The 26374-nt window shown below is 68.7% G+C and carries 22 protein-coding genes; 13 read left to right on the top strand and 9 right to left on the bottom strand.

What is annotated here, in order from left to right:
- Nucleotides 1-14 precede the first annotated feature (14 nt).
- The 3 genes from AC07U0_RS11600 to AC07U0_RS11590 are packed head-to-tail and all read right to left on the bottom strand — an operon-like array spanning nt 15 to nt 1363.
- Nucleotides 15-497, bottom strand: a complete 483-nt coding sequence (locus tag AC07U0_RS11600; protein WP_494720154.1) for an SRPBCC family protein — start codon at nt 495-497, stop codon at nt 15-17.
- A gap of 10 nt (nt 498-507) precedes the next feature.
- Nucleotides 508-1026 carry an SRPBCC family protein gene (locus AC07U0_RS11595; RefSeq protein WP_494720153.1) on the bottom strand — a complete coding sequence of 173 codons (519 nt, stop codon included), beginning with the start codon at nt 1024-1026 and terminating at the stop codon, nt 508-510.
- Complete coding sequence (locus AC07U0_RS11590; RefSeq protein WP_494720152.1) at nt 1010-1363, bottom strand: ArsR/SmtB family transcription factor; 354 nt, start codon at nt 1361-1363, stop codon at nt 1010-1012. The genes AC07U0_RS11595 and AC07U0_RS11590 overlap by 17 nt, the downstream gene beginning before the upstream one ends.
- A 132-nt stretch (nt 1364-1495) precedes the next feature.
- Here AC07U0_RS11590 and AC07U0_RS11585 point away from each other — a divergent pair, with 132 nt between their 5' ends.
- The 4 genes from AC07U0_RS11585 (at nt 1496) to parC (ending at nt 6043) form a co-directional block, all read left to right on the top strand.
- The gene (locus tag AC07U0_RS11585) at nt 1496-2107 is read left to right on the top strand and encodes a flavodoxin family protein (RefSeq protein WP_494720151.1); all 612 of its coding nucleotides are present in this window, start codon (nt 1496-1498) and stop codon (nt 2105-2107) included.
- A 59-nt stretch (nt 2108-2166) separates the two neighbouring features.
- A complete protein-coding gene (locus tag AC07U0_RS11580) occupies nt 2167-2733 on the top strand; it encodes a nuclear transport factor 2 family protein (RefSeq protein WP_494720150.1) in 567 nt (188 codons plus the stop codon).
- Nucleotides 2733-3464: a DNA repair protein RecO gene (gene recO / locus AC07U0_RS11575; protein ID WP_494720149.1), complete on the top strand. Its 732-nt coding sequence runs from the start codon at nt 2733-2735 to the stop codon at nt 3462-3464. Before AC07U0_RS11580 ends, recO begins: the two co-directional genes overlap by 1 nt.
- A gap of 374 nt (nt 3465-3838) precedes the next feature.
- Nucleotides 3839-6043 (top strand): DNA topoisomerase IV subunit A, encoded by a 2205-nt coding sequence (gene parC, locus AC07U0_RS11570; protein WP_494720148.1) that lies wholly within the window; start codon nt 3839-3841, stop codon nt 6041-6043.
- A gap of 442 nt (nt 6044-6485) precedes the next feature.
- On the opposite strand, the gene AC07U0_RS11565 is transcribed toward parC, so the two are convergent.
- Nucleotides 6486-7937 (bottom strand): cryptochrome/photolyase family protein, encoded by a 1452-nt coding sequence (locus AC07U0_RS11565; RefSeq protein ID WP_494720147.1) that lies wholly within the window; start codon nt 7935-7937, stop codon nt 6486-6488.
- A gap of 234 nt (nt 7938-8171) precedes the next feature.
- Here AC07U0_RS11565 and AC07U0_RS11560 point away from each other — a divergent pair, with 234 nt between their 5' ends.
- Genes AC07U0_RS11560 through AC07U0_RS11545 form a run of 4 tightly spaced genes read left to right on the top strand, consistent with a single transcriptional unit; the run spans nt 8172 to nt 12875 of the window.
- Nucleotides 8172-9263 (top strand): glycosyltransferase family 9 protein, encoded by a 1092-nt coding sequence (locus tag AC07U0_RS11560; RefSeq protein WP_494720146.1) that lies wholly within the window; start codon nt 8172-8174, stop codon nt 9261-9263.
- A 32-nt stretch (nt 9264-9295) separates the two neighbouring features.
- On the top strand, nt 9296-10771 hold the full coding sequence (gene rfaE2 / locus AC07U0_RS11555; RefSeq protein WP_494720145.1) for a D-glycero-beta-D-manno-heptose 1-phosphate adenylyltransferase: 1476 nt from the start codon (nt 9296-9298) through the stop codon (nt 10769-10771).
- Entirely contained in the window at nt 10768-11769 is a 1002-nt protein-coding gene (rfaD, locus tag AC07U0_RS11550) for an ADP-glyceromanno-heptose 6-epimerase (protein ID WP_494720144.1), read from the top strand. Before rfaE2 ends, rfaD begins: the two co-directional genes overlap by 4 nt.
- On the top strand, nt 11766-12875 hold the full coding sequence (locus AC07U0_RS11545; protein ID WP_494720143.1) for a DUF3089 domain-containing protein: 1110 nt from the start codon (nt 11766-11768) through the stop codon (nt 12873-12875). Before rfaD ends, AC07U0_RS11545 begins: the two co-directional genes overlap by 4 nt.
- On the opposite strand, the gene recG is transcribed toward AC07U0_RS11545, so the two are convergent.
- Nucleotides 12872-14953, bottom strand: a complete 2082-nt coding sequence (gene recG / locus AC07U0_RS11540; RefSeq protein ID WP_494720142.1) for an ATP-dependent DNA helicase RecG — start codon at nt 14951-14953, stop codon at nt 12872-12874. The two genes, AC07U0_RS11545 and recG, sit on opposite strands and share 4 nt — an antisense overlap.
- 98 nt (nt 14954-15051) lie before the next feature.
- Between recG and AC07U0_RS11535 the strand changes: the two genes are divergently transcribed.
- From AC07U0_RS11535 to mfd, 3 genes are all read left to right on the top strand, one after another.
- On the top strand, nt 15052-15747 hold the full coding sequence (locus tag AC07U0_RS11535; protein ID WP_494720141.1) for a hypothetical protein: 696 nt from the start codon (nt 15052-15054) through the stop codon (nt 15745-15747).
- A 73-nt stretch (nt 15748-15820) separates the two neighbouring features.
- Entirely contained in the window at nt 15821-16120 is a 300-nt protein-coding gene (locus AC07U0_RS11530; protein ID WP_494720140.1) for an FAD assembly factor SdhE, read from the top strand.
- Nucleotides 16121-19558 (top strand): transcription-repair coupling factor, encoded by a 3438-nt coding sequence (gene mfd / locus AC07U0_RS11525; RefSeq protein WP_494720139.1) that lies wholly within the window; start codon nt 16121-16123, stop codon nt 19556-19558.
- A gap of 6 nt (nt 19559-19564) precedes the next feature.
- Here the strand turns inward: mfd and AC07U0_RS11520 are convergent, their stop codons facing one another.
- Nucleotides 19565-20905 (bottom strand): diguanylate cyclase domain-containing protein, encoded by a 1341-nt coding sequence (locus tag AC07U0_RS11520; protein WP_494720138.1) that lies wholly within the window; start codon nt 20903-20905, stop codon nt 19565-19567.
- A 193-nt stretch (nt 20906-21098) separates the two neighbouring features.
- Between AC07U0_RS11520 and AC07U0_RS11515 the strand changes: the two genes are divergently transcribed.
- Nucleotides 21099-22052 (top strand): YihY/virulence factor BrkB family protein, encoded by a 954-nt coding sequence (locus AC07U0_RS11515; protein ID WP_494720137.1) that lies wholly within the window; start codon nt 21099-21101, stop codon nt 22050-22052.
- Here the strand turns inward: AC07U0_RS11515 and AC07U0_RS11510 are convergent.
- Complete coding sequence (locus AC07U0_RS11510) at nt 22018-22263, bottom strand: sulfurtransferase TusA family protein (protein ID WP_494720136.1); 246 nt, start codon at nt 22261-22263, stop codon at nt 22018-22020. The two genes, AC07U0_RS11515 and AC07U0_RS11510, sit on opposite strands and share 35 nt — an antisense overlap.
- Nucleotides 22260-22751 (bottom strand): CinA family protein, encoded by a 492-nt coding sequence (locus AC07U0_RS11505; protein WP_494720135.1) that lies wholly within the window; start codon nt 22749-22751, stop codon nt 22260-22262. The genes AC07U0_RS11510 and AC07U0_RS11505 overlap by 4 nt, the downstream gene beginning before the upstream one ends.
- An 85-nt stretch (nt 22752-22836) precedes the next feature.
- Here AC07U0_RS11505 and AC07U0_RS11500 point away from each other — a divergent pair, with 85 nt between their 5' ends.
- Nucleotides 22837-25164, top strand: coding sequence for a spermidine synthase (locus tag AC07U0_RS11500; protein ID WP_494720134.1), 2328 nt, complete (start codon nt 22837-22839; stop codon nt 25162-25164).
- On the opposite strand, the gene AC07U0_RS11495 is transcribed toward AC07U0_RS11500, so the two are convergent.
- Nucleotides 25165-26328, bottom strand: coding sequence for a bifunctional 2-C-methyl-D-erythritol 4-phosphate cytidylyltransferase/2-C-methyl-D-erythritol 2,4-cyclodiphosphate synthase (locus AC07U0_RS11495; RefSeq protein ID WP_494720133.1), 1164 nt, complete (start codon nt 26326-26328; stop codon nt 25165-25167).
- Nucleotides 26329-26374 lie beyond the last annotated feature (46 nt).

The following is a 26374-nucleotide window of genomic DNA, read 5'->3' as shown; positions in this document are numbered from 1 at the left end:
TCCCGTAGGGTATGTCAGTCGGGGTTGGCGGCCAGCCAGGCCTCCAGACGGTCGGCGGTCGAGGTCCAGCCGTGTTTGTGGCCGGTCAGGCTCTGTTCGGACTTCAGACCTTCGTGGGTGAAGTCCATGACGGTCTTGCCGTCGGCGGTCTCATCGAAGTCGACGGTGACCTGGGTGTCGACGGGCGGCCCGTCCTCGTGGCTCTCGTCCCATTTGAAGGTGAAGGCCAGGCGGCGCGGGGCGTCGATCTCGGTATAGATTCCGCCCTGCCACAGGTTCTCGCCGGTCGCGGGTGAGCGCAGGCAGATGCGCCAGGCGCCCCCGACCCGGAAGTCGCACGTCGCCGACACCGCCGGCCACTCCACCGGCCCCATCCACAGGACCAGGATCTCCGGGTTGGACCAGGCCCGCCACACCAGATCGCGCGGCGCGTCAAAGGTGCGCTGCATCTTCAGGGTCGGGCGGGTGGCCGGGGCGACGGCTTCGACGACGGTCATCGGCCTGACCTCAGAGCGTCTTCACGAGTTCGGCCAGTTGGTCGGCGACCTGGCCCCAGCCTTCGTGGAAGCCCATCTGCTCGTGCTGCTTCATGGTGGCTTCGTTCCAGTGGCTGGCCGTCGCCTTGTATCTGGTCTTGCCGTCGGCCGTGGGCTCCATCTCGATCCGCGCGGTCATGAAGGGCTGGCCGGCGGGCTTCCACTCGGGGGTGAAGGCGTCGGTGGTGATCAGGCGGCGGTTCGGCACGACCTCCAGGAAAATCCCCGAGTTCGGGAACACCTCGCCGTTCGGCCCGTGCATGGTGAAGTTGAAGCGGCCGCCGGCGCGCGGCTCGACCACAGCGTCGGTGATCGTCCAGGGCTTGGGCGAGAACCACTGCGCCAGGATCGTCGCGTCCGTATAGGCCTTGAAGACCTTCTCCGGCGGGGCGTCCAGAACCCGTTCCAGCACCAGGTCGAAGGCGTGAGCCGCGCCGCTGGTGTCGCACGGATTGTCGTTGGGGTGTTGGGCCTCAGTTTCGTTTGCCATCGTCGTTTCCCTTCTGAATTTTGCGCAGATAGTCGTCGAGACGATCGAACGACTTGTCCCAATAGCGGCGGTAGTGCTCAAGCCATTCGGCGATGCCCTTCATCCCCATGGGCTCCAGCCGGGCAGGGCGCCACTGGGCTTCCTTGCCGCGGGAGATCAGCCCGGCCTTCTCCAGCACCTTCAGATGTTTCGACACCGCCGGCAGGCTCATGTCGAACGGCTCCGCCAGTTCGTTGACGCTGGCCTCGCCCTCGGTCAGCCGCGCCAGGATCGCCCGACGGGTCGGGTCGGCCAGGGCCGCGAACTTCGCATCCAGAGGATCGGGGATAGGGGTCATCGTCCGTCTTTAAATCTAACCTGTCAGTTAAATGCGCCACGCCGGGGCGGTTGTCAACCGATCGGTTAAATTAACGCCGCGGAACGCGAAGCGCCTGTGATTGTTGGTCTTCCCACACCGATGGAGCGACCGATGAAGGCCCTGATCCTCAACTGCACCCTCAAGCCCTCGCCACAAACCTCCAGCACCGAGGCCCTGGCCAGGGTCGTCATCGCCGAGCTGGAGAAGGGTGGGGCCGAGGTCGAGCTCGTCCGGCTGGTCGATCTGGACATCAAGCCCGGCGTCACCGGCGACGAGGGCGAGGGCGACGACTGGCCCGCCCTGAACGCGAAGCTCAAGGCTGCGAACATCGTCGTCTTCGCCACCCCGACCTGGCTGGGCCAGATGTCCAGCGTGGCCATGCGGGCTCTCGAACGGATGGACGCCTGGTTCGAGGATACGGACGACACGGGTCGTCCCGTCGCCTTCGGCAAGGTCGCGGGCATCGTGATCACCGGCAATGAGGACGGCGCCCACCATATCGTGGCGACCATCAGTCAGGGGCTGATCGACATGGGCTTCACCATCCCCGCCCAGAGCTGGACCTACTGGCACCTCGGCCCGGGACCCGGCCCCGACTATGTCGAGACGGACAGGGGGCACGACTACTCCGACCGCGTCGGCCGCAACGCCGCCCGCAACCTGCTGGCGCTCGCCAAGGTGCTGAAGCCCGAGACCTATCCGGTTCCGGAGAGCGGCGAGTAGGGTTTGCCGTCCGGCCCGGCGACGCCTAGGAAGGTGCGTACAAACCGGGAACTGCCGCCATGTCCGTCATCGCCCTCGCGCTCGCCATCGCCCTGCAGGTCGGGCCGCCCGACGCCGCCATGGTCCCGGCGCCGCCGACTGCGGCCGACTTCCAGCGCGATCAGGCGACCCTGGCCGAGGTCAATGGGGTCATCGACGCCATGCATGCGGCGGCGTCGCGCGCCGACGGCCCGACCTACTTCGCCCAGTTCGCCCCCTACGCCCGCTTCATCGGCACCGACGCCGGCGAGCACTGGACGCTGGAGCAGTTCCGCGCCTATGCCGAGCCCTGGTTCGCCCAAGGCAAGGGCTGGACCTATCACCCGCACGACCGAACGGTGATGTCGGTCGGCGACGTCTTCTTCTTCGACGAGAAGCTGACCAACGACAGCTACGGCGAGCTGCGCGGCTCGGGCGTCCTGCTGCGCGACACGGACGGCCGGTTCAGGATCCAGCAGTACGTCCTCAGCTTCACCGTTCCCAACGACGCCTCCAAGGACGTGGTCGCGGTCATTGCGGAGCATGAGGCGGCCGCGGCGACGGCGCGGGATGCAGCGGCGGTCGCGGATCAGGCCAAGCGCGACTGATGGAGTTCCACGAGGAGGCCTTCGTCCTGTCGGCGCGGGCGCATGGCGACACCGGCGTCGTCGTCGACCTGCTGACCGAGACCCACGGCCGGCACGCGGCCTATGTGGCGGGCGGGGCGTCCCGGAAGATGAAGCCCTTCCTGCAGCCGGGCTCGCGCGTCATCGCCGACTACCGGGCCCGCACCTCGGACCATCTGGGCTCGGCCCGGCTGGAGGCTGTGGGCGAGGGGGCCTCGGCGCTGTTCGACGACCCGCTGGCTCTGACGGGTCTCGCCGCCGCGACCGCGGTGACGCAGGGCGCTTTGCCGGAACGCGAGGCCCATCCCGGCGCCTTCCTGGCCTTCGAGGCCCTGATGGGCGCCTTCCAGATTCCCGAGGTCTGGCCCGCCATCTTTGTCCGCTTCGAGGCCGGGCTGCTGGAGGACCTCGGCTTCGGCCTCGACCTGTCCAGATGCGCCGCCACGGGGACCATGGACGACCTGATCTGGGTCAGTCCCCGCACGGGCCGCGCCGTCAGCCGCGAGGCCGGCGCCCCCTATGCCGACAAGATGCTCAAGCTGCCGCCTTTCATGCTCGGCGCCCAGGCGGGGCTCGGCGAAGGCGACGTCGGGGCGGGCCTCGACCTGACCGGCCACTTCCTCGAACAGTTCGTCTTCCACCCCCAGAACAAGCCCCTGCCGCCCGCGCGCGACTGGATGGTGGGCAAGCTGAGGGAGCAGGGGCGGCTTTAGTTCAAACCCTCCCTAGCGAAATGCTCTCAGAGCAACGCCGGGGAAGCCACCGACCGGTGTGGCCAATCTTTGCTGTATATCCTTCAGCACTGTGCCGATGACCTCCAGGTCAAAGACCTGATGATCGAAGTCAGCGTATCGTTTCGGCGTCGTCATCTGGGATGCTGCGTCCAATAACGCGGGTTCACAGATAGAACCGTTCCCTCAACCAGAAGTTCCGTTTCTTGGGTCGCGGTACGACTTTGGCGCAGATGGTGGCCTGAATGGCGATCTTGAGCCGGACGCGGTGGTTTGCACTCCCTGTCCCCCGTTCGGTCCCTGTCCCGGTCAATCCCGGCTAGACTTCGCGATCCGCCTGAGTGATTCGATCCCGCATGACCATCCACGCCCCTCCGCCCGAAGGCGGCCGTATCATCGACGAGCCCATGGAGACGGCGCTGAGCCGCCGCTATCTGGCCTACGCCCTGTCGACGATCACCAATCGCGCCCTGCCGGACGTGCGCGACGGCTTCAAGCCGGTGCACCGCCGCATCATGTACACGATGCACCAGATGCGCCTGAACCCGCAGGCCGCGGCGCGGAAGTGCGCCAAGGTCGTGGGCGACGTCATGGGCACCTATCACCCGCATGGCGACGCCTCGATCTATGACGCCCTGGTGCGTCTGGCCCAGGACTTCTCCCAGCGCTATCCGCTGGTCGACGGGCAGGGCAACTTCGGCAACATCGACGGCGATAACGCCGCCGCCATGCGCTACACCGAATGCAAGCTGACCCCGGCCGCCGTCATCCTGATGGAGGGCATCGACCAGGACGCGGTCGACTTCCGCCCCACCTATGACGACCAGGGCGAGGAGCCCATGGTCCTGCCGGCGGGCTTCCCCAACCTGCTGGCCAACGGCTCGTCGGGCATCGCCGTGGGCATGGCGACCTCGATCCCGCCGCACAATGTCGGCGAGCTGATCGACGCCTGCCAGTTGCTGCTGGACCGCCCCGACGCCACCACCGCCGAGCTGGCCGAGATCGTGCCCGGGCCGGACTTCCCGACCGGCGGCGTCGCCGTCGAGGGCCATGCCTCCATCCTCGACGCCTATGAGACCGGCCGCGGCGGGGTGCGTCTGCGCGCCCGCTGGGAGACCGAGGATCTGGGCCGCGGCGTGTGGCGCATCATCGTCACCGAGATGCCGTACCAGGTCCAGAAGTCCAAGCTGATCGAGGGTCTGGCCGAGCTGATCGAGCAGAAGAAGGCCCCGCTGCTGGGCGACGTCCGCGACGAGTCCGCCGAGGACATCCGTCTGGTCATCGAGCCCAAGAACCGGACCATCGAGCCCGAGGTCCTGATGGAGAGCCTGTTCAAGCTCTCCGACCTTGAGGTCCGCTTCCCAATCAATATGAACGTCCTGGACGCCACGGGCACGCCCCGCGTCATGGGGCTGAAGGCCTGTCTGCAGGCCTTCCTCGACCACCGCCGCGACGTCCTGATCCGGCGGGCCCAATGGCGGATCGAGCGCGTCGAGAAGCGCCTGCACCTGTTGGAAGGCCTGCGGATCGTCTTCCTCAACCTCGACGAGGTCATCCGCATCGTGCGCGAGGAGGAACAGCCCAAGGCCGTCCTGATCGCCCGCTTCGGCCTGACCGAGCTGCAGGCCGACTACATCCTCGACACCCGGCTGCGCCAACTGGCGCGGATCGAGGAGATGGCCATCGAGAACGAGCACAAGGAACTGGCCGAGGAACTGGCCATGCTCCAGGCCCTGTCCTCCTCGCCGGCCAAGCAGTGGAAGAAGGTCGGTCAGGACCTGGCCGCCGTGCGCAAGGTGATGATCTCGCCACGCCGCACGACCATCGCCGAAGCGGTCGACACCTCCGCCTTCGTCGCGCCCGAGGCCTATATCCCGCGCGAGGCCATCACCGTCATCCTGTCGGAACGCGGCTGGATCCGCGCCGCCAAGGGCAAGGTGGAGGACCCGTCGGAGCTCAAGTTCAAGGAGGGCGACGCGCTTGCCTACCTCGTCCCGGCCTTCACCACGGACAAGATCCTGGTCGCCGCCTCGGACGGCCGGGTCTTCACCATCGGCGCCGACAAGCTGGCCGGTGGTCGTGGCCACGGCGAGCCCCTGCGTCTGATGATCGAGCTGGAGGAGAAGGCCGACATCGTCGCCGTCCTCGCCCACCAGCCGGGCTCCAAGCTGCTGGTGGCCTCGAAGGCCGGCTACGGCTTCATCGCCCCCGAGGACGACATGCTGGCCCAGAAGCGGGGCGGCAAGCAGGTCCTGAACGGGGAGCTGCTGGCCATCCTGCGCTTCGGCGCCGCCGACCACGTCGCGACCATCGGCGAGAACCTCAAGACCCTGATCTTCAAGGCGGAAGAGCTGCCCGAGATGGGGCGCGGCAAGGGGGTCAAGCTCCAGTCCTACAAACAGGGGGGGCTGCAGGACATCACCGTCTTCAATGGCGAGATCGGACCCGAATGGGCCGACGGCGGCGGCCGCCGCCGCAACTGGCCCGACTGGAAGGACTGGCTCGGCAAGCGCGCCGGCGCCGGCCGGATGGGGCCGCGGGGGCTGCGGAAGTTCCGGTGATCTTCCTTCTCCCCTTGTGGGAGAAGGTGGCTCGCGAAGCGCGACGGATGAGGGGTCACGCCGACGTTTGACGTTGCGTGTGAGAACCCTCACCGTCTTCGACGGCACGACCCCTCATCCGCCCCTCCGGGGCACCTTCTCCCGCAAGGGGAGAAGGGGGTTTTGCACTCCGGAAAAAAACGTTGCACTCGAGTGCAGCGGCGGATGTTCGTCGTGAATGTCGGCGTTCAATCCTCTGATTAAAAAGCTTTTTCTGATTCCGAAATTGCGGCTCCGGCTTTGCACTCAAGTGCAAAGGCGTGCAGGTGCGTCGCGAATGTCAAAGACGGAACGCAGCATTCTACGGCCGTTCCGGACGGCGCCGGACCGATTGGCGGGGCGGATCGGGAGGGCCTTGATCGGCAAGGGTTTCGCCAGTCGGCGGATGCGAGGCTGAGCGGCCTCAGTCTTCATACTTCGAACGGGCGATGGCCTTGAGGGCCTCCAGCGCCCGGTCGCGGGCCTCGCCGTGATCCACGATGGGCTTGGGATAGTCGGTCCCGAGGCGGACCCTGGCCTTGGCCAACACCTCCTCGGGTGCGGTCCAGGGGGCGTGGATCCATTTGGCAGGGAGGGTGGCCAGTTCCGGGACCCAGCGGCGGACGTAGTCGCCGTCGGCGTCGAACCGCTGGCCCTGGGCGGTCGGGTTGAAGATGCGAAAGAAGGGGGAGGCGTCGGCGCCTGAGCCCGCGACCCACTGCCAGTTCTGGACGTTGTTGCCGAGGTCAGCGTCCACCAGCGTGTCCCAGAACCAGGCCTCGCCCTTGCGCCAGTCGACCAGCAGGTCCTTCACGAGGAAGGAGGCGACGATCATCCGGACCCGGTTATGCATCCAGCCCGTGGTCCACAGCTGGCGCATGCCCGCGTCGACGATCGGATAGCCGGTCTGGCCGCGCGTCCACGCCTTGAGGCCCTTCGTGTCCGTTCGCCAGGGGAAGGCGTCGTATTCTGGCCGGAACGACCGCTCGACGATCTGCGGGAAAGCGTGGAGCAGATGGGCCGAGAACTCGCGCCAGGCGATCTCGGCGACGAACTTGTCCGCCTCGGCCTGGGGCGCGCGGCCGTCGGCGGCGGCCTTCCGCACCGCCTCGATCACCCGCCAGGGATGGACCTCGCCCCAGTGCAGATGCGGCGACAGTCGGCTGCCACCGACCTCGGCTGGATGATCGCGGCCGGTCGAATAGGTCTTCAGCGCCTCGCCTGTGAAGGCGTGCAGGGCCTCGACGGCGGCGGTCTCGCCGGGCGTCCAGTCGAAGCCGGTGGACCAGTCGGGCTTTGACGGTGTCAGGCCCCAGTCGTCGATGGCGTCGCTGTCCAGCCCCTTCACGGGCGTCAGGGTGCGGGGACCGGTCGTGTGCGGGGGCGCTTCCGCCTTCGCCAGCAGCGCATTCTTGAACGGGGTAAAGACCTTGTAGGGGCCGCCCGAGCCGGTCAGAACCGAGCCCGGTCTGGCCATCAGGGAGCCGTTGAAGCCCCGACATTCGACGCCGTCGTCCTTGAGCCCGTGGGCGATGTCGGCGTCGCGGGTCCAGGCCTCGGGCTCGAACAGCCGGTTCATGAAGACGGTGTCGGCGCCGGTCTCCTCGATCAGCCGCCTCAGTTCACTCTCGGCATGGCCACGCCTCAGGATCAGCGGCGGGCCCCGGGCCGTCAGGCTTTCGGCCAGCGCCCGCAACGACCCATCCAGCCACCACAGCGACGCCGCGCCCCACGGCCGCCCGTCACCGGCGCTGTCGAGGATGAAGACGGGGACCACCGGTCGACCGGTCTCCGCCGCCGCGTTCAGGGCGGGGTTGTCGGCCAGCCGCAGGTCGCGTCGGAACCACAGGATCACAGGCGGGGCGTCGGCGCTCAAACGGTCAGTCTCCGGGCGAGAAACGGGGGGCGTGAATCGGCGGGCAGGACGCCATTGGCGATCCAAGTCCTTCAACGCACAAGACATCCCGCTCGCCAAGGTTTCCCGCGTCAGAGGTCACGTCTTGTCACAGCTGTCTGCTGCAGCGCAGCATTCACGTGGATTTCATGGTTCTGTTGATCTATGCCTCCCGAGGGATCGGAGGGGATCCTGGAGAAGGCGGAACAGTTGGCAGTGACGAACCCCGATACAGATCCCGAGCCCGGCGCTGCGGGTTCTGCGGACGCCCCCTCCGTCATTATCTTTCGCCTCGGCAGCCTGGGCGACACGGTCGCAGCCCTGCCGTGCTTCCACGCCATCGCTCGCCGCTTTCCCGACCACCGCCGCCTCGTCCTTACCAATGTGCCGGTCGCCTCGAACGCCGCGCCCTTGCTGGGCGTGCTGGGCGACGAGGCCCTGGTGCAGGGGGCGATCGCCTATCCGGTGCGGCTTCGGAGTCTCATGGGCCTTCTGGATCTTCGCCGGCTGCTGAAGGCGCAGAAGGCCGACACCCTCGTGTATCTGGCCCCGGCGCGCACCGCCCCGGCTGTCCTGCGCGACTGGCTGTTCTTCAAATTCTGCGGCTTCCGCTCGGTGCTCGGCGTGCCCTGGACCGGTGACCTGCGCGAGGTCCGGGTCGATCCGGACAGCGGAATCGTCGAGCGCGAGGCTTCTCGCCTGGCGCGCAACATGGCCGTTGATGTCGGGGTCGCCGACCTCGACGATCCTCGCGACTGGAGCCTGCTCCTTTCGGACAAGGAGCATGCGACGGCCGACCGTGTGCTTGCGCCGCTGAAAGGCGCGCCTTTCGTCGCGGTCAACATGGGCGGCAAGGCGGTAGAGAAGGACTGGGGCGTGGCCAACTGGGACGCCCTGCTGCGCGACCTGTCGGCGGTCGCTCCCGGTCATGCGCTGGTCGTGATCGGCGCGCCGTCGGACGGTCCCCGCGCCGACGACCTGTCCGCCGCGTGGGCCGGGCAGACCCTCAATCTCTGCGGCGATCTCTCACCCCGCGAGAGCGCGGCGGTGCTGGAACAGGCCGCCCTGTTCATCGGCCATGACTCGGGACCGCTGCACCTGTCGGCGGTCGGCGGGGCCCCGACGATCGGCCTGTTCGGCGATTACAACCGCCCCATGCACTGGCATCCGGTCGGCGATCATGTCCGCATCATCCACCGCATGACCGGGCTGGATCAGATCACCGTCGCCGAGGTCGTCTCCGCCGCGCGGGATATGATCCGTCAGGCTCCGACAGAAGGCGTCCGCTCGGCCGCCGAAATGGTTTAAGTCGTTCACCGCCAAATGAAGACGTCTCACGCATGACCGATCAGACCGCCTCCACTCCGCCCCTCGACCTGGGCCAGCTGCAGATCCTGCTCGACAAGGTCGCGGGGCTTGAGATCGCCTGCGTCGGCGACCTGATGCTGGACCGGTTCGTCTATGGGGAGGTGACGCGTGTCTCGCCCGAGGCGCCCATCCCCGTGCTCAAGACCGGTCGGACCGTCTCCATGCCGGGCGGCGTAGGCAATGTCGCGCGCAACGTCGCGGCCCTGGGCGGCGAATCCCGGCTGGGCGCGGTCATCGGGCGGGACCCGGCCGGCGATGAACTGGTGGCCCTGATCGCCGCCGAGGACCGGATGGGTGATTTCGTCGAACGGCCCGAGACCGCCTCGACCATCGTCAAGACCCGCTTTGTCGCCGCCGGCCAGCAGCTGCTGCGTCTGGACGAGGAGGAGAAGGCGAAGGCCGCCTTCGGGCGCGAGGAGGTCTTCACCGGGGCCTCCGCCATCCTGCTGTCCGACTATGACAAGGGGGTGGTCACCAACGCCCTGATCCAGTCGGCGCTGGCGGCCTCGGCAGCGTCGGGCGCCCCGGTCGTGGTCGATCCCAAGGGCCGCGATTTCGCCCGCTATGGCGCGGTCGATGTGATCAAGCCCAACGCCTCCGAACTGGCCGGCGCCACCGGCATGGCGGTCGGGACCGACGCCGAGGTCGAGGCCGCTCTGGCCTATCTTCTGTCCATCACGACGGCGAAAGCCATCGTCGTCACCCGCGCCGGCAAGGGGATGTCCATCGCCAAACGCGGCGAGCCGATCGTCCATCTGCCGGGCCGTGCGCGCGAGGTCTTCGACGTCTCGGGCGCCGGCGACACCTGTATGGCGTCGCTGGGTCTGGCGCTGGGCGCCGGAGCCTCGCTGGAGCGGGCCGTGGAGTTCGCCATCCTCGCCTCGGGGGTGGTCGTGGGTAAGAGCGGCACCGCCGTCGTCACCCCGGCCGAGCTGATCGAGGCCGAGATGAGCCAGCACGCCTCGCTCGCCCAGGCCAAGGTCACCCCGGTCGAGGAACTGGCCGGCCGGGTCGAGACCTGGCGCCGTCAGGGCCTGCGCGTCGGCTTCACCAACGGCTGTTTCGACATCCTGCACCGCGGCCACGTGGCCTATCTGGCGCAGGCGCGCAGCTGGTGCGACCGGCTGATCGTGGCGCTGAATACGGACGAGTCCGTGCGTCGGCTGAAGGGGGACGGCCGTCCGGTCAACGATCTGGACAGCCGCGCCGCGGTCATCGGCGGCCTGGCCAGCGTCGATGGCGTGACCGCCTTCGACGATCCGACGCCCCTGGCCCTGATCGAGCGGCTGCGCCCCGACGTCCTGATCAAGGGCGCGGACTATACGCGTGAGGGCGTCGTCGGCGGCGATCTCGTCGAGAGCTGGGGCGGCGAGGTCAAGCTGGCCCAGTTCCAGAACGGCTATTCGACCACCCGAACCATCGAGAAGCTTCAGGGAGATGCGGCATGAGCCGTCGGATGATCGTCGTGACCGGAGGGGCCGGCTTCATCGGCTCCAACATCGTCGCCCGGCTGACGGGCGAGGACCGCTACGACGTCGTTGTCTGCGACCGCATGGAGACCGCCGACCTGGCCAAGTGGAAGAACCTGGCCAAGCATCCGATCGCCGACTTCTGGGAGCCCGAGGACCTGTTCGAACAGCTCGAGCGCCATGCGGAAGCGATCGAGGCCGTGGTCCATATGGGCGCCATCTCGGCGACGACGGAGCAGGACGCCGACCTGATCATGCGGACCAACTTCATCCTGTCGCGCGACCTGTGGGACTGGTGCTCGATCCGCGACGCCCGCTTCATCTACGCCTCCTCGGCCGCCACCTACGGCGACGGTGACGGCGGCTTCGAGGATGACGACAGCCTCGAGGGCCTGACCGCCCTGCGTCCGCTGAACGCCTATGGCTATTCCAAGATGCTGTTCGACCAGTATGCGGCGCGCCAATCGGACCGCGGCCAGTCGCCCGGCCAGTGGGCGGGGCTGAAGTTCTTCAACGTCTATGGCCCCAACGAGGGCCACAAGGGCACGATGAAGTCGGTCGTGGCGCAGATCTGGCCCAAGGTCGCGGCCGGTGAGACGGTCACCCTGTTCCGGTCGCACAATCCGAACTATCCGGACGGCGGCCAGATGCGGGACTTCGTCTTCGTCGACGATGTGGTCGACATCATCGCCTGGCTGCTGGACGCGCCGCATGTCTCGGGCGTGTTCAACGCCGGATCGGGCCAGGCGCGGTCCTTCCTCGATCTGGCCAACGCCACCTTCGCCGCGGCGGGCAAGACCCCGGCCATCGACTATGTCGACACGCCCGTCTCGATCCGCGACCGCTACCAGTACTTCACCGAGGCCCGGATGGAGCGCATCCGCGCCGCCGGCTACCCCGGCCAGTCGACCCCGCTGGAAGAGGGCGTGCGCCGCTACGTCCAGGACTTCCTGTCCCAGGCGGATCAGTACCGGTGACGCGCCGTCGGCTGACCTTGCGCCAGTGGGTCGGCTGGTTCGGTTTCGCGGTCGTCTTCCTGATCGCGGCGGCGACGGCCGTCTGGCGCGGCGACATCCTGCGCGCCGGTTTGGATCCCCAGGTGCCGTTCCAGACCTATACGCCGCCCGCGGCGCCCGACTATGCCCAGGCGTCGAGTTGGGCTCTTCTCGACGCCCGGACCGTCGGGTCGGGCGCGGCGTCGGTCTTCTTCGTCCACTCCACCACCTATGACGGCGGGCGCGAGTGGAACGGGCCGATCGGCGACAAGGAGGCGGACGCCTATCTGCGCCGGGTCGTGATCCCCAACTACGCCGGGCCGTTCGAGCGGGCGGGGGCGATCAGCATTCCGCGCTACCGTCAGGCCAGCCTCTATACTCGCCTGACCCTGCGCACCGACGCGCGCGACGCCCGGGCCTTCGCCTATCGCGACGTCGCGGCGGCCTTCGAGGTCTGGCTGGCGCGCCATCCGACCGGACCGATCGTCATCGCGGGCGTGGAGCAGGGCGCCGACCTGCTGGACCGGCTGATCCGCGTCCGGATCGCCCCTGATCCCGCCCTGCGGCGCAGGCTGGTCGGCGCCTGGCTGGTCGACACCATTCTGGCGGTGGACAACCTGAGCCCCGACGTCCCCGGCTGCGCCTCGCGCAAGCAGACCGGCTGCATCGTCGCCTGGTCCCAGGTCGGGGAGGGCGACGAGGGCGCCGCCGAGCGGCGACTGCGCCGGGCCCTGGTCTGGAACGCTCGCGGCCGACTGGTCAATCTGGACGGCCGCAAGACCCTGTGCGTCAATCCGGTCAGCGGGGCGGCCGACGAACAGCCCGTGCCCGCGCGCCGCCATCTGGGCGCCGCCAACGCCACGGGGCTGGAATGGGGCGTGCGTCCGGCCTTCCTCGACCGGCTGGTCGCCACCCAGTGCCGCGGCGGCCTGCTGCGCCACACCATGCCGGACTCCGAGGCCTTCAAGGAGGTCGGCGACTGGGCGGATCGCCGAAAGGCGCGGCAGTACAATCTGTTCTACGCCGATATTGAGGCCGACGTTCAGGCACGTCTGGTCGCCTGGAAGGCCGCCAATCCGGGCGGCTAGTCCAGACCCGTCCTGTCGTTCCGCCAGTCGAACAGGGCCTCCAGCGTCTTCACCGCCTCGCCGCGCGGGCTGAGCAGGTCCGGGTCGCGGCCGAGGATCAGCCGGGCGTCGTCGGCGGCGGCCAGCATCAGGCTGCGGTGCCGGATCGGGTCGGCGAAGCGATAGGCGGGGAAGCCGCTCTGTTTCAGCCCAAGAGGATCGCCGCCGCCGCGCAGGCGGAAGTCCTCCTCGGCGATCTCGAAGCCGTCCTCGGTGCGGCGCAGGGTCTCCAGCCGCTCCTTGGCCGTCTCTCCCAGCGTATCGCCGTACAGCAGAATGCAGGCGCTGGCCTTGGCCCCGCGCCCGACGCGGCCGCGCAGCTGGTGCAACTGGGCCAGGCCGAAGCGGTCGGCGTGTTCGATGACCATGATGGAGGCGTTGGGCACGTCGACCCCGACCTCCACGACCGTCGTGGCGACCAGGATCGGGATGCGGCCGTCGGCGAAGTCGGCCATGACCGCCTCACGCTGGGCGCCCGGCATCTGGCCGTGGGCGAGGCCGACCTCGACCTGCAGGATGCGGCGCAGATCTTCCGCGCGGGCCTCGGCGGCGGCGAGGTCGGTGGCCTCGCTCTCGGCGACGAGGGGGCAGATCCAGTAGGCCTGGGCGCCGCCTTCGATGGCCGCCTTGAGCCGTTTCGCGACCTCGCCGATGCGCGAGCCGGGCAGGACGGCGGTGGCGACGGGCGTGCGACCGGGCGGCTTCTCCATCAGCCGGCTGACCTCCAACTCGCCGTACTGGGTCAGCTCGAGCGTGCGCGGGATGGGCGTCGCGGACATGGTCAGCAGATGGACGCCGCCGACGCGCGGATCGCCCTTGGCCTGCAGCCGCTGGCGCTCATTGACCCCGAACCGGTGCTGCTCGTCGATGACCGCCAGACCCAGACGGTCGAAGCGCACCGCGTCCTGGAACAGGGCGTGGGTGCCGATGGCGACCTGGGCCCGGCCGGTGGCGAGGGCGTCCAGCCGCTCGCGCCGTTCGCCGGTCGTGTCGCGGCCGGTCAGCAGGACCGAGGCGATGCCCGCCTGCTCCAGCATCGGCGACAGGCGCTGATAGTGCTGGCGAGCGAGGATCTCGGTCGGCGCCATCAGGGCCGCCTGGAAGCCGCTAGAGGCCGCATCGGCCATGGCGATCGCCGCGACCGCCGTCTTGCCCGAACCGACGTCGCCCTGCAGCAGCCGGCCCATCTGTTCGCCGCCCGCGAGATCGGCGCGGATCTCCGCGACCGCCTGCGCCTGGGCCCCGGTCAGGGTGAAGGGCAGGGCGGCCAGCAGGGCGGTTGAAGCCTCACCCGGGCGGATCACCGGCGCAGGCGTGATCTGGCGCGCGCGACGGCGGCGGGCCAAGGCCAGCTGATGGGCGAACAGCTCGTCATAGGCCAGCCGCTGCCGCACCGGGGCGTCAGGCTCCAGATCGCGCTCTCCGGCCGGGGCGTGCAGGGCCTCCAGCGCCGACCGCCAGCCGGGCCAGTTCTGTTTCGCCAACCAGGCAGCGTCCTGCCATTCGGCCAGTTCGGGCGCCGCCGTCAGGGCCTGTAGCGCCAGCTTGCGCACCACGCGTGAGGTCAAGCCCGCCGTCGCCGGATAGACGGGCTCGACCGTCGGGATCTCCTCGCCCTTGTCCAGCGGCACGATCCAGTCGGGGTGCAGGATCTGCACCTCGCCGTTGAACCGCTCGACCTTGCCCGAGACCAGCCGCCGCTCGCCGCGCGGCAGCTGGCGGTCGATATGCTGGGGCGAGCCGCCGAACCAGACCATGTGGATATAGCCGGTGTCGTCCGAGGCCCGGACCTTGAGCGGCGCTCCCGGCCGCGAGGGCACGAACAGCCGGTCGACGACCACGTCGAACACCCCGACCTCGCCGTCGACAGCCTCGGCGGCGTTGGTGCGGCGGCGGGTGATCACGCCTGACGGGCTCAGGAACAGGACGTCGCGCACCAGAGGCCCGGCCAGCTTCTGGATCAGGGGCGCGACCTTGGCCCCCACGCCTTTCAGGCTGGTGGCCTCCGCGAAGAGGGGGAAGAGGACGGGCGGGCGCATGTCAGGCGAAACCGTTTCCCGAAGACGCGCAAAGATTGCAAACGATGTTATGCGAGCGCAAAATCGTAGGCGTCAGGACAGCATGAAGGGAACGGTCCATGTCGGTTTCGATTCTGCAGCAAAATCTCATCGACAAGGGCTACGACGTCGGCATCGTGGACGGCAAGCTGGGCGCCCTGACCTTTCAGGGATTGGCGGAATATGTGAGCAGCAATGTCGCGCCCGACGGGACCGGCGACCTGCTGGCTCTGGTGCTGCCCAAGGCCATGAGCCAGAGGCTGGAATACATCCATTTCTTCGCCCAGGTGACCCATGAGAGCGGGTTCAAGCCGCAGTCGGAGAACCTCAACTATTCGGCGGCGGGGCTGCGGGCGACCTTTTCCAAGGCCCGGATCACGGACGCCCAGTGCCAGAAGTTCGGGCGCAGCGCGACCCAGGCGGCGGACAAGGTCTCCATCGGCAACACCATCTACGGCGGGACCTGGGGGGCGAAGAATCTCGGTAACACCCAGCCGGGGGATGGCTACAAATATCGCGGGCGGGGTTTGATCCAGCTGACCGGGCGGGCCAACTATCATGCCCTGGGCACGGCCTATGAGGTCAATCCCGACCTGCTGCTGACCCCCGCCGGGTCGATCGCCGGGGCGGTCGATTTCTGGACCTCGAAGGGGCTCAATGCGCTCGCCCAGACGGACAGCGTCTCCAAGGTCACCCTGCGCATCAATGGCGGGGACAAGGGTCTGGCCGAGCGCAAGGCCCTGACCGACAAGATCAAGGCGATCTGGCCCGCGTGATGGCAACAGGCGTCCGTTCCTGACGCCGGTACGGCTGGCGGCGCGGCGCGGGTCTCGCTATATCCCGCGCCTCATGACCGATGACCGTGACCAGAACCGCCTGTCTCGCGCGCGTTTTCGCGCCTGGCGTAGAGGCTTCCGTGAAGCCGACATGGTGCTGGGCCCGTTCGTCGAACAGGTCGGGCCCGAACTGACCGACGCCGAGATGACCGAGTTCGAGGGCCTGCTGATGCAGGACAATGACCACGAGCTCTACAGCTGGATCATCGAGACGGCGCCGACGCCGGCCGAGCACGACACCCCCCTGATGGCCCGCATCCGCGCCTTCGTGAAGGAACACGTCTCCCACGCCGTCCAGCAGGGGATCGGCTGAGTGGCGCGTCAGGATATCGAACTCGGGGGCGCCCCCGAGGGGCTCGACGCCCTGACCGTCGCCGAACGGCTGCAAAAGTCCGGCGGGACTGCTGTCTTCATCGCCCGCGACTACCAGCGCGCCGGCAATTTCGCCCAGGCCTTCCGCTTCTTCGCGAAAGACGTTGAGGTCCTTGAGTTTCCGGCCTGGGACTGTCTGCCCTATGACCGTCTGAGCCCGACGTCGGCGGTCTCGGCCGAGCGGATGGCGGCCCTGACCGAACTGGCCGGGCGGCCCGCGCGGTCGCCCAAACCCCTGCTGGTCGTCACCACCATCGCCGCCGCCATGCAGCGCACCCCGCCGCAGGAGGTCACCGCTTCCGCCGGCTTCGACGCCGCCGTGGGCCGCGACCTCGACCAGACGGTGCTCGAGAAATATTTCACCACCAACGGCTATATGCGCGCCTCGACCGTCAACGAGCGCGGCGAATACGCCGTGCGCGGCGGGGTCATCGACGTCTTCCCGCCGGGGTTCGAGGAGCCGGTCCGTCTGGACATGTTCGGCTCGGAGCTGGAATCGATCCGCACCTTCGATCCGGCGACCCAGCGCTCGACCGGTCAGCGCAAGAAGATCTCCCTGTCGCCGGTGTCCGAGGCCCTGCTGGACGCCGAGACTATTTCGCGCTTCCGCACCGGCTATCTGGGCCTGTTCGGCGCCGGCGGGGACGACCCCCTCTATGTCGCCGTCTCCGAGGGCGCGCGCCGTCAGGGGATGGAGCACTGGCTGCCGCTGCTCTATCCGAATCTCGAGACCCTGTTCGACTATCTGCCCGATGATGCGGCCGTCTTCCTGGACAACCAGGCCGAGGCGGCGCGCGGCGAACGCTGGGCCCTGGCCAAGGACGCCTATGAGGCCCGGCGCGAGGCGTCGCTGGCCAAGGGCGGCGCGGCCAACCGCGCCCTGCCGCCGGACCGGCTCTATCTGCCGGAGAGTGACTGGAACAGCGCCCTGGCGGGCCGCGATGTCCGCCGCCTGACGCCGTTCGACACCGCTGGCGAAGACGCCGGCGGCCGTCTGGGCCGCACCTTCGCGGCGGAACGGGCCCAGGACAGCGTCAATCTGTTCGAGGCCGTCGCCCATCACGCCGAGGCTCTGAAGGGGCAGGGCAAGCGCGTCCTGTTCGCTTCCGGGACCGAGGGCTCGTCCGAACGTCTGTCGGTCATGCTGGCCGATCACGGGCTCGACCACGTCGTCGCCGTGCGCGACTGGGCCGATGTCCAGTCGGCGCCCAAGGACCTGTATCTGCGCGCCGTCCTGCCGGTGGAGCACGGCTTCACCACGGACAGCCTCGCGGTCATCTCCGAGACCGACATGCTGGGCGACCGGCTGGCGCGCCCCAAGCGCAAGCGCCGCGCGTCCAACTTCCTCGCCGAGGCCTCGGCCCTGACGACCGGCGACCTCGTCGTCCACCTCGACCACGGCATCGGCCGCTACGAGGGGCTGAAGACGCTGGAGATCCAGGACGCGCCGCACGACTGCCTGGAGCTGCAGTATGCGGGGGATTCCAAGCTGTTCCTGCCGGTCGAGAACATCGACCTCCTGACCCGCTACGGCACGGATTCCGAGGACGTCCAGCTGGACCGTCTGGGCGGCGCCGCCTGGCAGGGGCGCAAGGCCAAGGCCAAGGCCCGCCTGCGCGAAATGGCCGAGGGGCTCATCGCCCTGGCCGCCAAGCGCGCGCTGCGGGTCTCGGACGCCATCACTCCGCCGCAGGGGCTGTTCGACGAGTTCTGCGCCCGCTTCCCCTACGAAGAGACGGACGACCAGCTCAACGCCATCGGCGATGTGCTGGAAGATCTGGGCAAGGGCACGCCGATGGATCGCCTGATCTGCGGCGACGTCGGCTTCGGCAAGACTGAGGTGGCCCTGCGCGCCGCCTTCGTCGTGGCCATGAGCGGTCAGCAGGTCGCCGTCGTCTGTCCGACGACCCTGCTGGCGCGCCAACATTTCAAGACCTTCTCCGAACGCTTCGCCGGCTGGCCGATCACCGTCCGTCACCTGTCGCGCATGGTCACGGCCAAGGACGCCGCCGAGAGCCGCGCGGGCCTCAAGGACGGCTCGTTCGAGATCGTGGTCGGCACCCACGCCGTCCTGGCCGAACAGGTCGGCTTCAAGGACCTGGGCCTCGTCATCGTTGACGAGGAGCAGCACTTTGGCGTCAAGCACAAGGAGAAGCTCAAGAGCCTGCGCGCCGATGTGCACCTGCTGACCCTGACCGCGACTCCCATTCCGCGCACCCTGCAGATGGCCCTGTCGGGCATTCGCGAGATGTCGATCATCGCCACGCCGCCGGTCGATCGTCTGGCCGTCCGGACCTATGTCACGCCCTGGGATCAGGTGCTGATCCGCGAGGCCCTGCTGCGCGAGAAATATCGCGGCGGTCAGGCCTTCTACGTCTGTCCGCGCCTGTCGGACCTGCCGGACATCGAGAAATTCCTGCGCGAGCAGGTGCCCGAGATCAAGTTCGTGGTCGGTCACGGCCAGATGTCCCCGACCCAGCTCGAAGACGTGATGAGCGCCTTCTACGACGGCGAATACGACCTGCTGGTCTCGACCACCATCGTCGAGAGCGGCATCGACATTCCGACCGCCAACACCCTGATCGTGCACAGGGCCGACATGTTCGGCCTGGCCCAACTGCACCAGATCCGCGGCCGGATCGGGCGGTCCAAGGCGCGCGCCTTCGCCTATCTGACCACCGACCCGAAGCGGCCCCTGACCCTTTCGGCCGAGCGGCGTCTGCAGGTGCTGCAGTCGCTGGACAACCTCGGCGCCGGCTTCCAGCTGGCCTCGCACGATCTGGACCAGCGCGGGGGCGGCAATCTGCTGGGCGACGAGCAGTCGGGCCACATCCGCGAGGTCGGTGTCGAGCTCTATCAGCAGATGCTGGAAGACGCGGTCGCCAGCCTGCGTGAGGCCGGCGAGGAAGTCGTCGACCGCGGCTGGTCTCCGGCCATCAATGTCGGCGCGGCCGTACTGATTCCAGAGAATTACGTGCCGGACCTCAACGTCCGTCTGAGCCTCTATCGCCGCCTGTCGGACGCCGAACGCACCGAGGAGCGCGAGGCCCTGGCCGCCGAGCTGATCGACCGGTTCGGCCCGCTGCCGGACGAGGCGAAGCAGTTGCTGCGCATTGTCGGGATCAAGGCCAACTGCAAGACGGCCTGTATCGAACGCATCGACATCGGGCCCAAGGGCTGCGTGCTGACGCTGCGGAACAACAGCTTCCCCAACCCGATGGGGCTGGTCGGGCTGATCCAGAAGAACCACGCCTTCTGGAAGATCCGTCCGGATCAGAAGATCGTTGTCATGGGCGACTGGCCGACGCCGGAGGACCGGCTGAAGGTCGCCGAACGCATCACCGCCGATCTGGCGCGTGTGGCGGGGGCAGCGGCCTAGTTCAGGTCAGGAGTGGGCGGCCGCTGCCGCCCGCGCCGCTTCATGCTTGCGGCGCGACAGGTCGGCGGAGGCGCGTTCGAGGACGGAGGCGGGGCTTTCGCCGGGCGAGACTTCGGCCGAGCCGACATCGAACTCGACCACGAAGGGCGAACGTTCCGGACCGGCGTCGAAGGCGGTGCAGCCGACCACGGCGGCGATGCGCTCGGCGGCCAGCCGTCCGGCCGCGCCGGGAGTGGCGGGCAGGGCGAGGGCGAAAACTTCGGGCGCCAGCAGGGCGGCGGTGTCCTCGACCCGCACCAGACGCGAGACCATGGCGCCGATCTGGGGCATGGCGCGGTCCAGCCAGCCACCCGCCCGGGCATGGGCCAGGCTGTCGCTGTCGGCGACACGCAGCACGCAGACCGACAGGGCCCGGCGGCGCGACTTCGCCCCCTCGGCCAGACGCGCGAGGTGGGAGGCGAACAGTTCGCGGGTGAACAGGCCGGTCGAGGAATCCATCAGGCCGGACCCGCGCGCAGTCTCCAGCGCCTTGCGAATCGCCTGATGGCGACGGTGCGAGGCGGCGAGGCCGAGGACGCGCGAGGCGGTCTCGGCTTCGGGCGTATCGGCGGCGGCGATGTCGGCGAAGCCCCGGTTGTAGAGCTCGGCCAGATTGATCTCGCCGGCGCTGCGCAGATAGAGGATCAGAGGGATGTGATAGAGGCGGGTGTTGCGCTTCATCCCGGCCGCGATCGACAGGGCCGGCGCATGGTCGGGCGCGCCCCACAGGACCGCGGCGTCGAAAGCCGCCTCATGCAGATAGTCGAAGGCCGTATAGGGCGTCGGCGCGGCCACAACCTCGGCGCCCGCCGCCGTCAGGGCGTTGGACAGGGCGATGAAGCGCGGGTCGGCGCCGCCGGCGACCAGGATCTTGAGCGGGGCGGGATCGGGGGTATCGGCGGTCAAGGTCGCGCCCTGCAGGGCGAAGGTCGCCTGACGCAAGCGGAACTCTTCCTCAGCGATGGCGGCGCGCATCAGGTGCTCGATGCGCAGCGCGGCCTGGGCCGGGTGCGGCGGCTCGGACATGGCCAGGTCGACGCCCGGCGCGTCCGCCGTCTTGCCGATGGCGATGATCGACAGGCGCCGGTCGCCGGCGGCCTCGCGCAGCAGCTGGGCGATCTCGGGGAAGCCGGGATGGTTGGCGTCCAGAACGGCGGCTTCGAGGGTGAAGTCGTCGAGGGCCGCGATGGCGGCGGGCGCCGAGCGCGCGGTCAGGGTCCGCCAGCCGAGGGCGTCGAGGCCGCGGCACAGGGGCCCGACCAGATCGTCCGTCTCAGCGACGACCAGAACGCGAGGATCGGGGCCCAATTAGTCGTCTCCTAAGCCTCGCAAAATCCCGGGTTTAAACCCCGCGCGAAGTCGGCGGACCATAACGACGGCCGCCCCGCCGACGCAACGGCAATGCAGAGCTGCCGGGGGAAAAGTTTGTCTGACTTTCGTATGCTTCCCTCACCGGGATTTTTCGCTAGACTCGCCTGCTTGGTAGCGCGGTGGGGCCGGCTTGAGCGGACAGACGACAGACGTCCAGACCGAAGGTCATCAGGGCAGGCTTTCTCCGCTGTTCTGGGGCCGTCTGGCGGTTCGGGCCTTCACGCGCAGCTGGGGCCGCGACGTGATGCTCTACACGGGCGGGGTCTCCTTCTTCGCCCTGCTGGCGGTGTTTCCGGCGATCGCCATCCTGATCGGCTTCTACAAGGCCGTGCTGTCGATCAGCCAGGTCAGCGAACAGGCCGTCGCCCTGGCCGACATGCTGCCCCACGCCGCCCGCGCCATCTTCCAGCAGGAGGTCGAGCGGCTGGCCAGCGTAGGGGCCCGCACCGTCTCGGCCCAGAGCGCCTTCGCCCTCTTCATCGGCGCCTATGCGGCGCACCGTGGATTCAAGGCCTTGCTGGCCGGACTTAACCTGATCCACGACGAGACCGAGCCGCACGGCTTCTTCAAATTCAATCTGCTGGCCTTCTTCGTGGCCCTGTTCGCCTTCGTCCTGTTCACCGTGGTGTCGGGCGCGGTCGTGACCTCGCGGCTGATGGAGCACACCTCCGAGCAGGTCAGGGGTCATTCCCTGCCGCTGGACGGTATCTGGCCTGCCCTCGGCCTCGCGCTTGGCCTGTCGCTGCTCTACCGCTACGCCATGTCGCACCGGGCCAAGGTGGCCTGGGCGCCGTCGATCACCGGCGGGGTGGTGGCGACAGTCATGTCGATGATCTCGTCCTGGCTCTGCGCCATCTATGTCGAACAGGTCGCGTCGCTTGGCGCGACCTATGGCTCGGTCGGCGCCGTGGTGGTGCTGCTGATCTGGCTGTCGTGGAACATCAACGCCATCTTCTACGGCGGCGCCTTCGCCACCGAGATGGAGATCGCCTGGCGCACGCGCGGCAAGCCCGACGCCCAGCCCGAGGGCGGCGATAGCGCCCGCGTCGTCAGCCTGTCGGAACGGCGCCAGTCCCGCCGCTAGACGTCTCGACCACCAGCGTCAGGACGCCCTCGGCCTCCGTCGTCTCCACCACCCAACCGCCCAGCTCGCTCATCAGGAAAGGGACGTCGATCCGCGCCATGGGATCGGTGGCCAGAAGGGTCGCGCGGGTTCCGGGCGCGGCGCCCGCGAGCGCCTTCCTCAGCCGCAGCGACGGCACCGGACAGCGATGGCCGCGCGCGTCGATGATCATGCGGTCAGCCGCGACAGCAGCATCGTCAGGGCGACCCTGACGCTCTCCAGCCGCACCGCCTCGCGGCCGAGATCGCCGAAACGGTGTTCCTGATGCACGACTTCCTCGCCATGGGCTGCGGCGAAATGCACCAGGCCGACCGGCTTGTCCGCCGAGCCGCCGCCCGGGCCGGCGATGCCTGTGATAGAGACCGCCAGCGAGGCGCGCGAATGGGCTACCGCTCCGGCGGCCATGGCGCGGGCGACCGGTTCGGATACGGCCCCGTGGGCGATGATGAGGTCCATCGGGACGCCCAGCATCTGGGTCTTGGCCTCGTTCGAATAGGTGACGAAGCCCCGATCGACGACGGCCGAGGACCCGGCGATGGCGGTCAGGGCGCCGGCGACCAGGCCGCCGGTGCAGCTCTCGGCCGTGGCGATCATCACCTCGTTCTCGAGCGCGGCGGTGATCACCGCCCGGGCGAGGGCTTCGACATCTTCAGGAAACATTGTCCTATCCGCAGCACAAACGAGTCGGCCTAGGGTGGCGACAGACCGCCTGTCTGTCGACCGGCCGGACCGTGACGGAGCGCCCATGACCGACGCCGACACCCACATCGACAGCAGCGCGGCCGCCCCGCCGCGCGACCCGGCGGTCCCCGTCCTGTTCGCCATAGCCATCTTCACCTCGGCGGCCCTGGTCTTTGTGGTCCAGCCGATGGTGGCCAAGCTGGTGCTGCCGATGCTGGGCGGGTCGCCGTCGGTGTGGAACACCTCCATGGTCTTCTTCCAGACGGCGCTGCTGGCCGGCTATGCCTATGCCCACGCCCTGCAGCGGCTGAAGGCGGTGCGGTCCCAGCTGGCCATCCACCTGACGCTGCTGCTGCTGGCCGGACTGTTCCTGCCGCTGAAGGTGAACGGCCTGCTGGGCGAGCCGAACCCGGCGGCGCCGATCGGCTGGCTGCTGGCCACCCTGACCTTGTCCGTCGGGGCGCCCTTCGCGGTGCTGTCGGCGACCGCGCCCCTGCTGCAGGCCTGGTATGCCCGGGTCCGCGCCGGCCATGCCGACGGCCAGAACCCCTATGTCCTCTATGCCGCTTCCAACCTCGGGAGCTTCCTGGCCCTGCTGTCCTATCCGGTCGTGATCGAGCCCCTGATGTCCCTGTCAGGCCAGAGGGCGAGCTGGAGCGGCGGTTATGCGATCTTCATGCTGCTGGTCGTGGCCCTGGCCTATGTGGTCTGGCGTCGGCGTCTGGACGACGCAGCCGTGGGCGAACCCGCGATCCTGCCGGTCAGCCCGCCCATCGCCTGGCGTGAGAAGGCGGTGCTGGTGCTTCTGGCTGCGGGTCCGTCCAGCCTGATGCTGGGGGTGACAGCCCATCTGTCGACCGACGTCGCCTCGGCGCCCTTCCTGTGGGTGATCCCGCTGGCGCTCTATCTGCTGACCTTCGTCATCGCCTTCCAGAACAAGCCCGTCATTCCTCTGCAGATCACGCTGATGGTCGCGGCGGCGGTGGGCGTGGTCTGCATCGCCTTCACCGCCTCGCGCTCGGGCAACTGGGCGATGATGTTCGGCCTGCACCTGACGGCCTTCTTCTTCCTGGCCCTGATGTGCCATCAGCGGCTGGCGGCCCGACGTCCGGCGCCGGACCGACTGACGGAGTTCTATCTGCTGATGTCGCTGGGCGGGGTGGTCGGCGGCGCCTTCACGGCCCTGCTGGCGCCGGTGATCTTCAGGACGGTGCTGGAGTATCCGCTGGTGCTGGTCCTGGTCGGGCTGGCGCGGCCGAACAGCAAGGCGCCGATCCGCAAATGGGAGATCTATGCCTTCGTTGCGGCCATCCTGATCTGCCTGGCGCCGGTCGTGCTCAAGGGGGTGTTCGACGCCCGGTGGGATCTGGCCTGGGCCTGGAGCCGCAACGTCAGCGCCTCGTTCGAGCAGACGACCCAGCTGATCCTGCTGTTCGCGATGATCGCCGCCTTCCTGATCCGCGACCGGATGCCGGCCTTTGTGATCATCAGCGCCCTGATCGCCATCGTCACCCTGTCCATCGGGCGGGGCTATGACTGGGCCCTGACGGAGCGCAGCTTCTTCGGCGTCATGCGGGTCGCTGACCGGAGCGACGACCGGATGGGCGGCAAGGTGCATGTGCTGATGCACGGCACGACCCTGCACGGGGGGCAGGCGCGCGATCCGGCGTTCGCCTGTACGCCGACGCTCTACTATGCGCCGCCGGGCCCCATCGGCCAGGTCACCCAGGCCGTGCAGAACCGCGCCTGGGGCGTGCGCATAGGGGTAGTGGGCCAGGGCTCCGGCGCCATGGCAGGCTACAAACGCGCCGAGGACCGGCTGACCTTCTTCGAGATCGACCCGATGGTCGACCGGCTGTCGCGGGATCCGAAGTGGTTCACCTTCATCAACGGCTGCGCCAAACAGAACGGGCCGGGCGGCCCCATCGACACAGTGCTGGGCGATGCGCGGCTGTCGCTGGTTAAGCAGCCGGCGGGGACCTACGACCTGCTGCTGATCGACGCCTTCTCATCGGACTCGGTCCCGACCCATCTGCTGACGGAAGAGGCCATCGCCGGCTATCTGAAGCTGCTCAAGCCGACGGGCGTCGTCATCCTGCACCTGTCGAACCGCAATCTGGACATCACCGGACCGGCCGAGGCGGCGGCGCGGGCGCTGAAGGTTCCGCACCTGCACCAGCTCTATGCGGAGAACCCGGACACGCCGGACCTGGCCGAGGCCTCGACCGAGGTGCTGATCCTGTCGCCGACGCCGGAGGGGTTGGCCGAGTTCGTGGCGGACAAGCGCTGGGAAAATCTGCCCGACCCGAAAGTCCGGCCGTGGACCGATGACTATGTGAACCTGTTCGGCGCGCTGTGGCGGCACCTCAAGACCCATTGGGCCCGGGAGTAGTCAGGACGCGGGAAGCTCGATCGTCGCCACGGCCTGGGCGGCCAGGCCCTCGCCGCGGCCGGTGAAGCCCATGGCCTCGGTCGTGGTGGCCTTCACGCTGACGGCGTTGAGCGGCAGGGACAGGATGCCGGCGATCCGTTCGCGCATGGCCTGACGGTGCGGCTTCACCTTGGGGCGTTCGCAGATCAGGGTGACATCGACATGGACCATGCGGCCGCCGCGCGCCGCGACCTTCTGCGCCGCGTATTCGAGGAAGCGGTCCGAGGACGCACCTTTCCACTTGGGATCGGTGGGCGGGAAGTGGTCGCCGATGTCGCCGTCACAGAGGGCGCCGAGGATGGCGTCGGTCAGGGCGTGCAGGCCTGCGTCGGCGTCCGAATGGCCGATCAGGGTCTGGTCGTGGGGGATCTCCACGCCGCACAGCCAGACCGAACCGCCCGGACCCCAGCGGTGGGCGTCGAAGCCGGAGCCGACGCGGGTCTGCATGCGGGTTTCAGCGGCGATCAGGGCCTCGGCCATGGCGAAATCCTCGGGGAAGGTGAGTTTCATCAGTCGGGCGTCGCCTTCGACGACCACGACCTTGCCGCCGTCGGCCTCGACCACGGCGCAGTCGTCGGTGGGGCTCTCGGCGGAGGACCAGTTGGCCCAGGCGGCTTCAAGGCGATCGCGGCGGAAGGCCTGGGGCGTCTGGGCGCGCCAGAGGTGGTCGCGGTCGACCGTGCCGGTGATCTTTTCAGCGGACGTCTTCTTGAGCGTATCGGCGACAGGCAGGGCGGGCAGGGCGCCGTCGGCAGTCTCCAGCGCGGTCAGCAGCCGCTGGATCATCGGCTCGCTCAAAAGGGGGCGGGCGGCGTCGTGGATCAGGACGATCTGGTCGGCAGGGCCGGTCAGGCTGGCCAGACCCGCACAAACCGACTCGGCCCGGGTCGCGCCGCCGGTGACGGAGCGCCAGCCGTTGAGGCCGGTGAGCGCCGTCGCGGCCGCTTCATGCCCGTCTTCGGAAACCACGACTGCCACGTCTTCCGCCCCCGCCGTCAGCAAGGCCTCGACGGACCAGCGCAGCACGGGCTTGCCGCCCAGCGTCCGCCACTGTTTCGCGATACCGGCTTGGTCAGCGGCTCTGGAGCCGGTTCCGGCGGCGACGACGATGGCGGCGAATGTCATGGCGGCCTTCTAATCGCCCCGGTTCCGCTTGACGAGAGGGGCTGAA

Source organism: Brevundimonas sp. GW821-FHT02A10, assembly GCF_059422025.1.
Note: the sequence above shows the minus strand (reverse complement) of the source record. Positions and strands in the feature narration are given on the sequence as shown.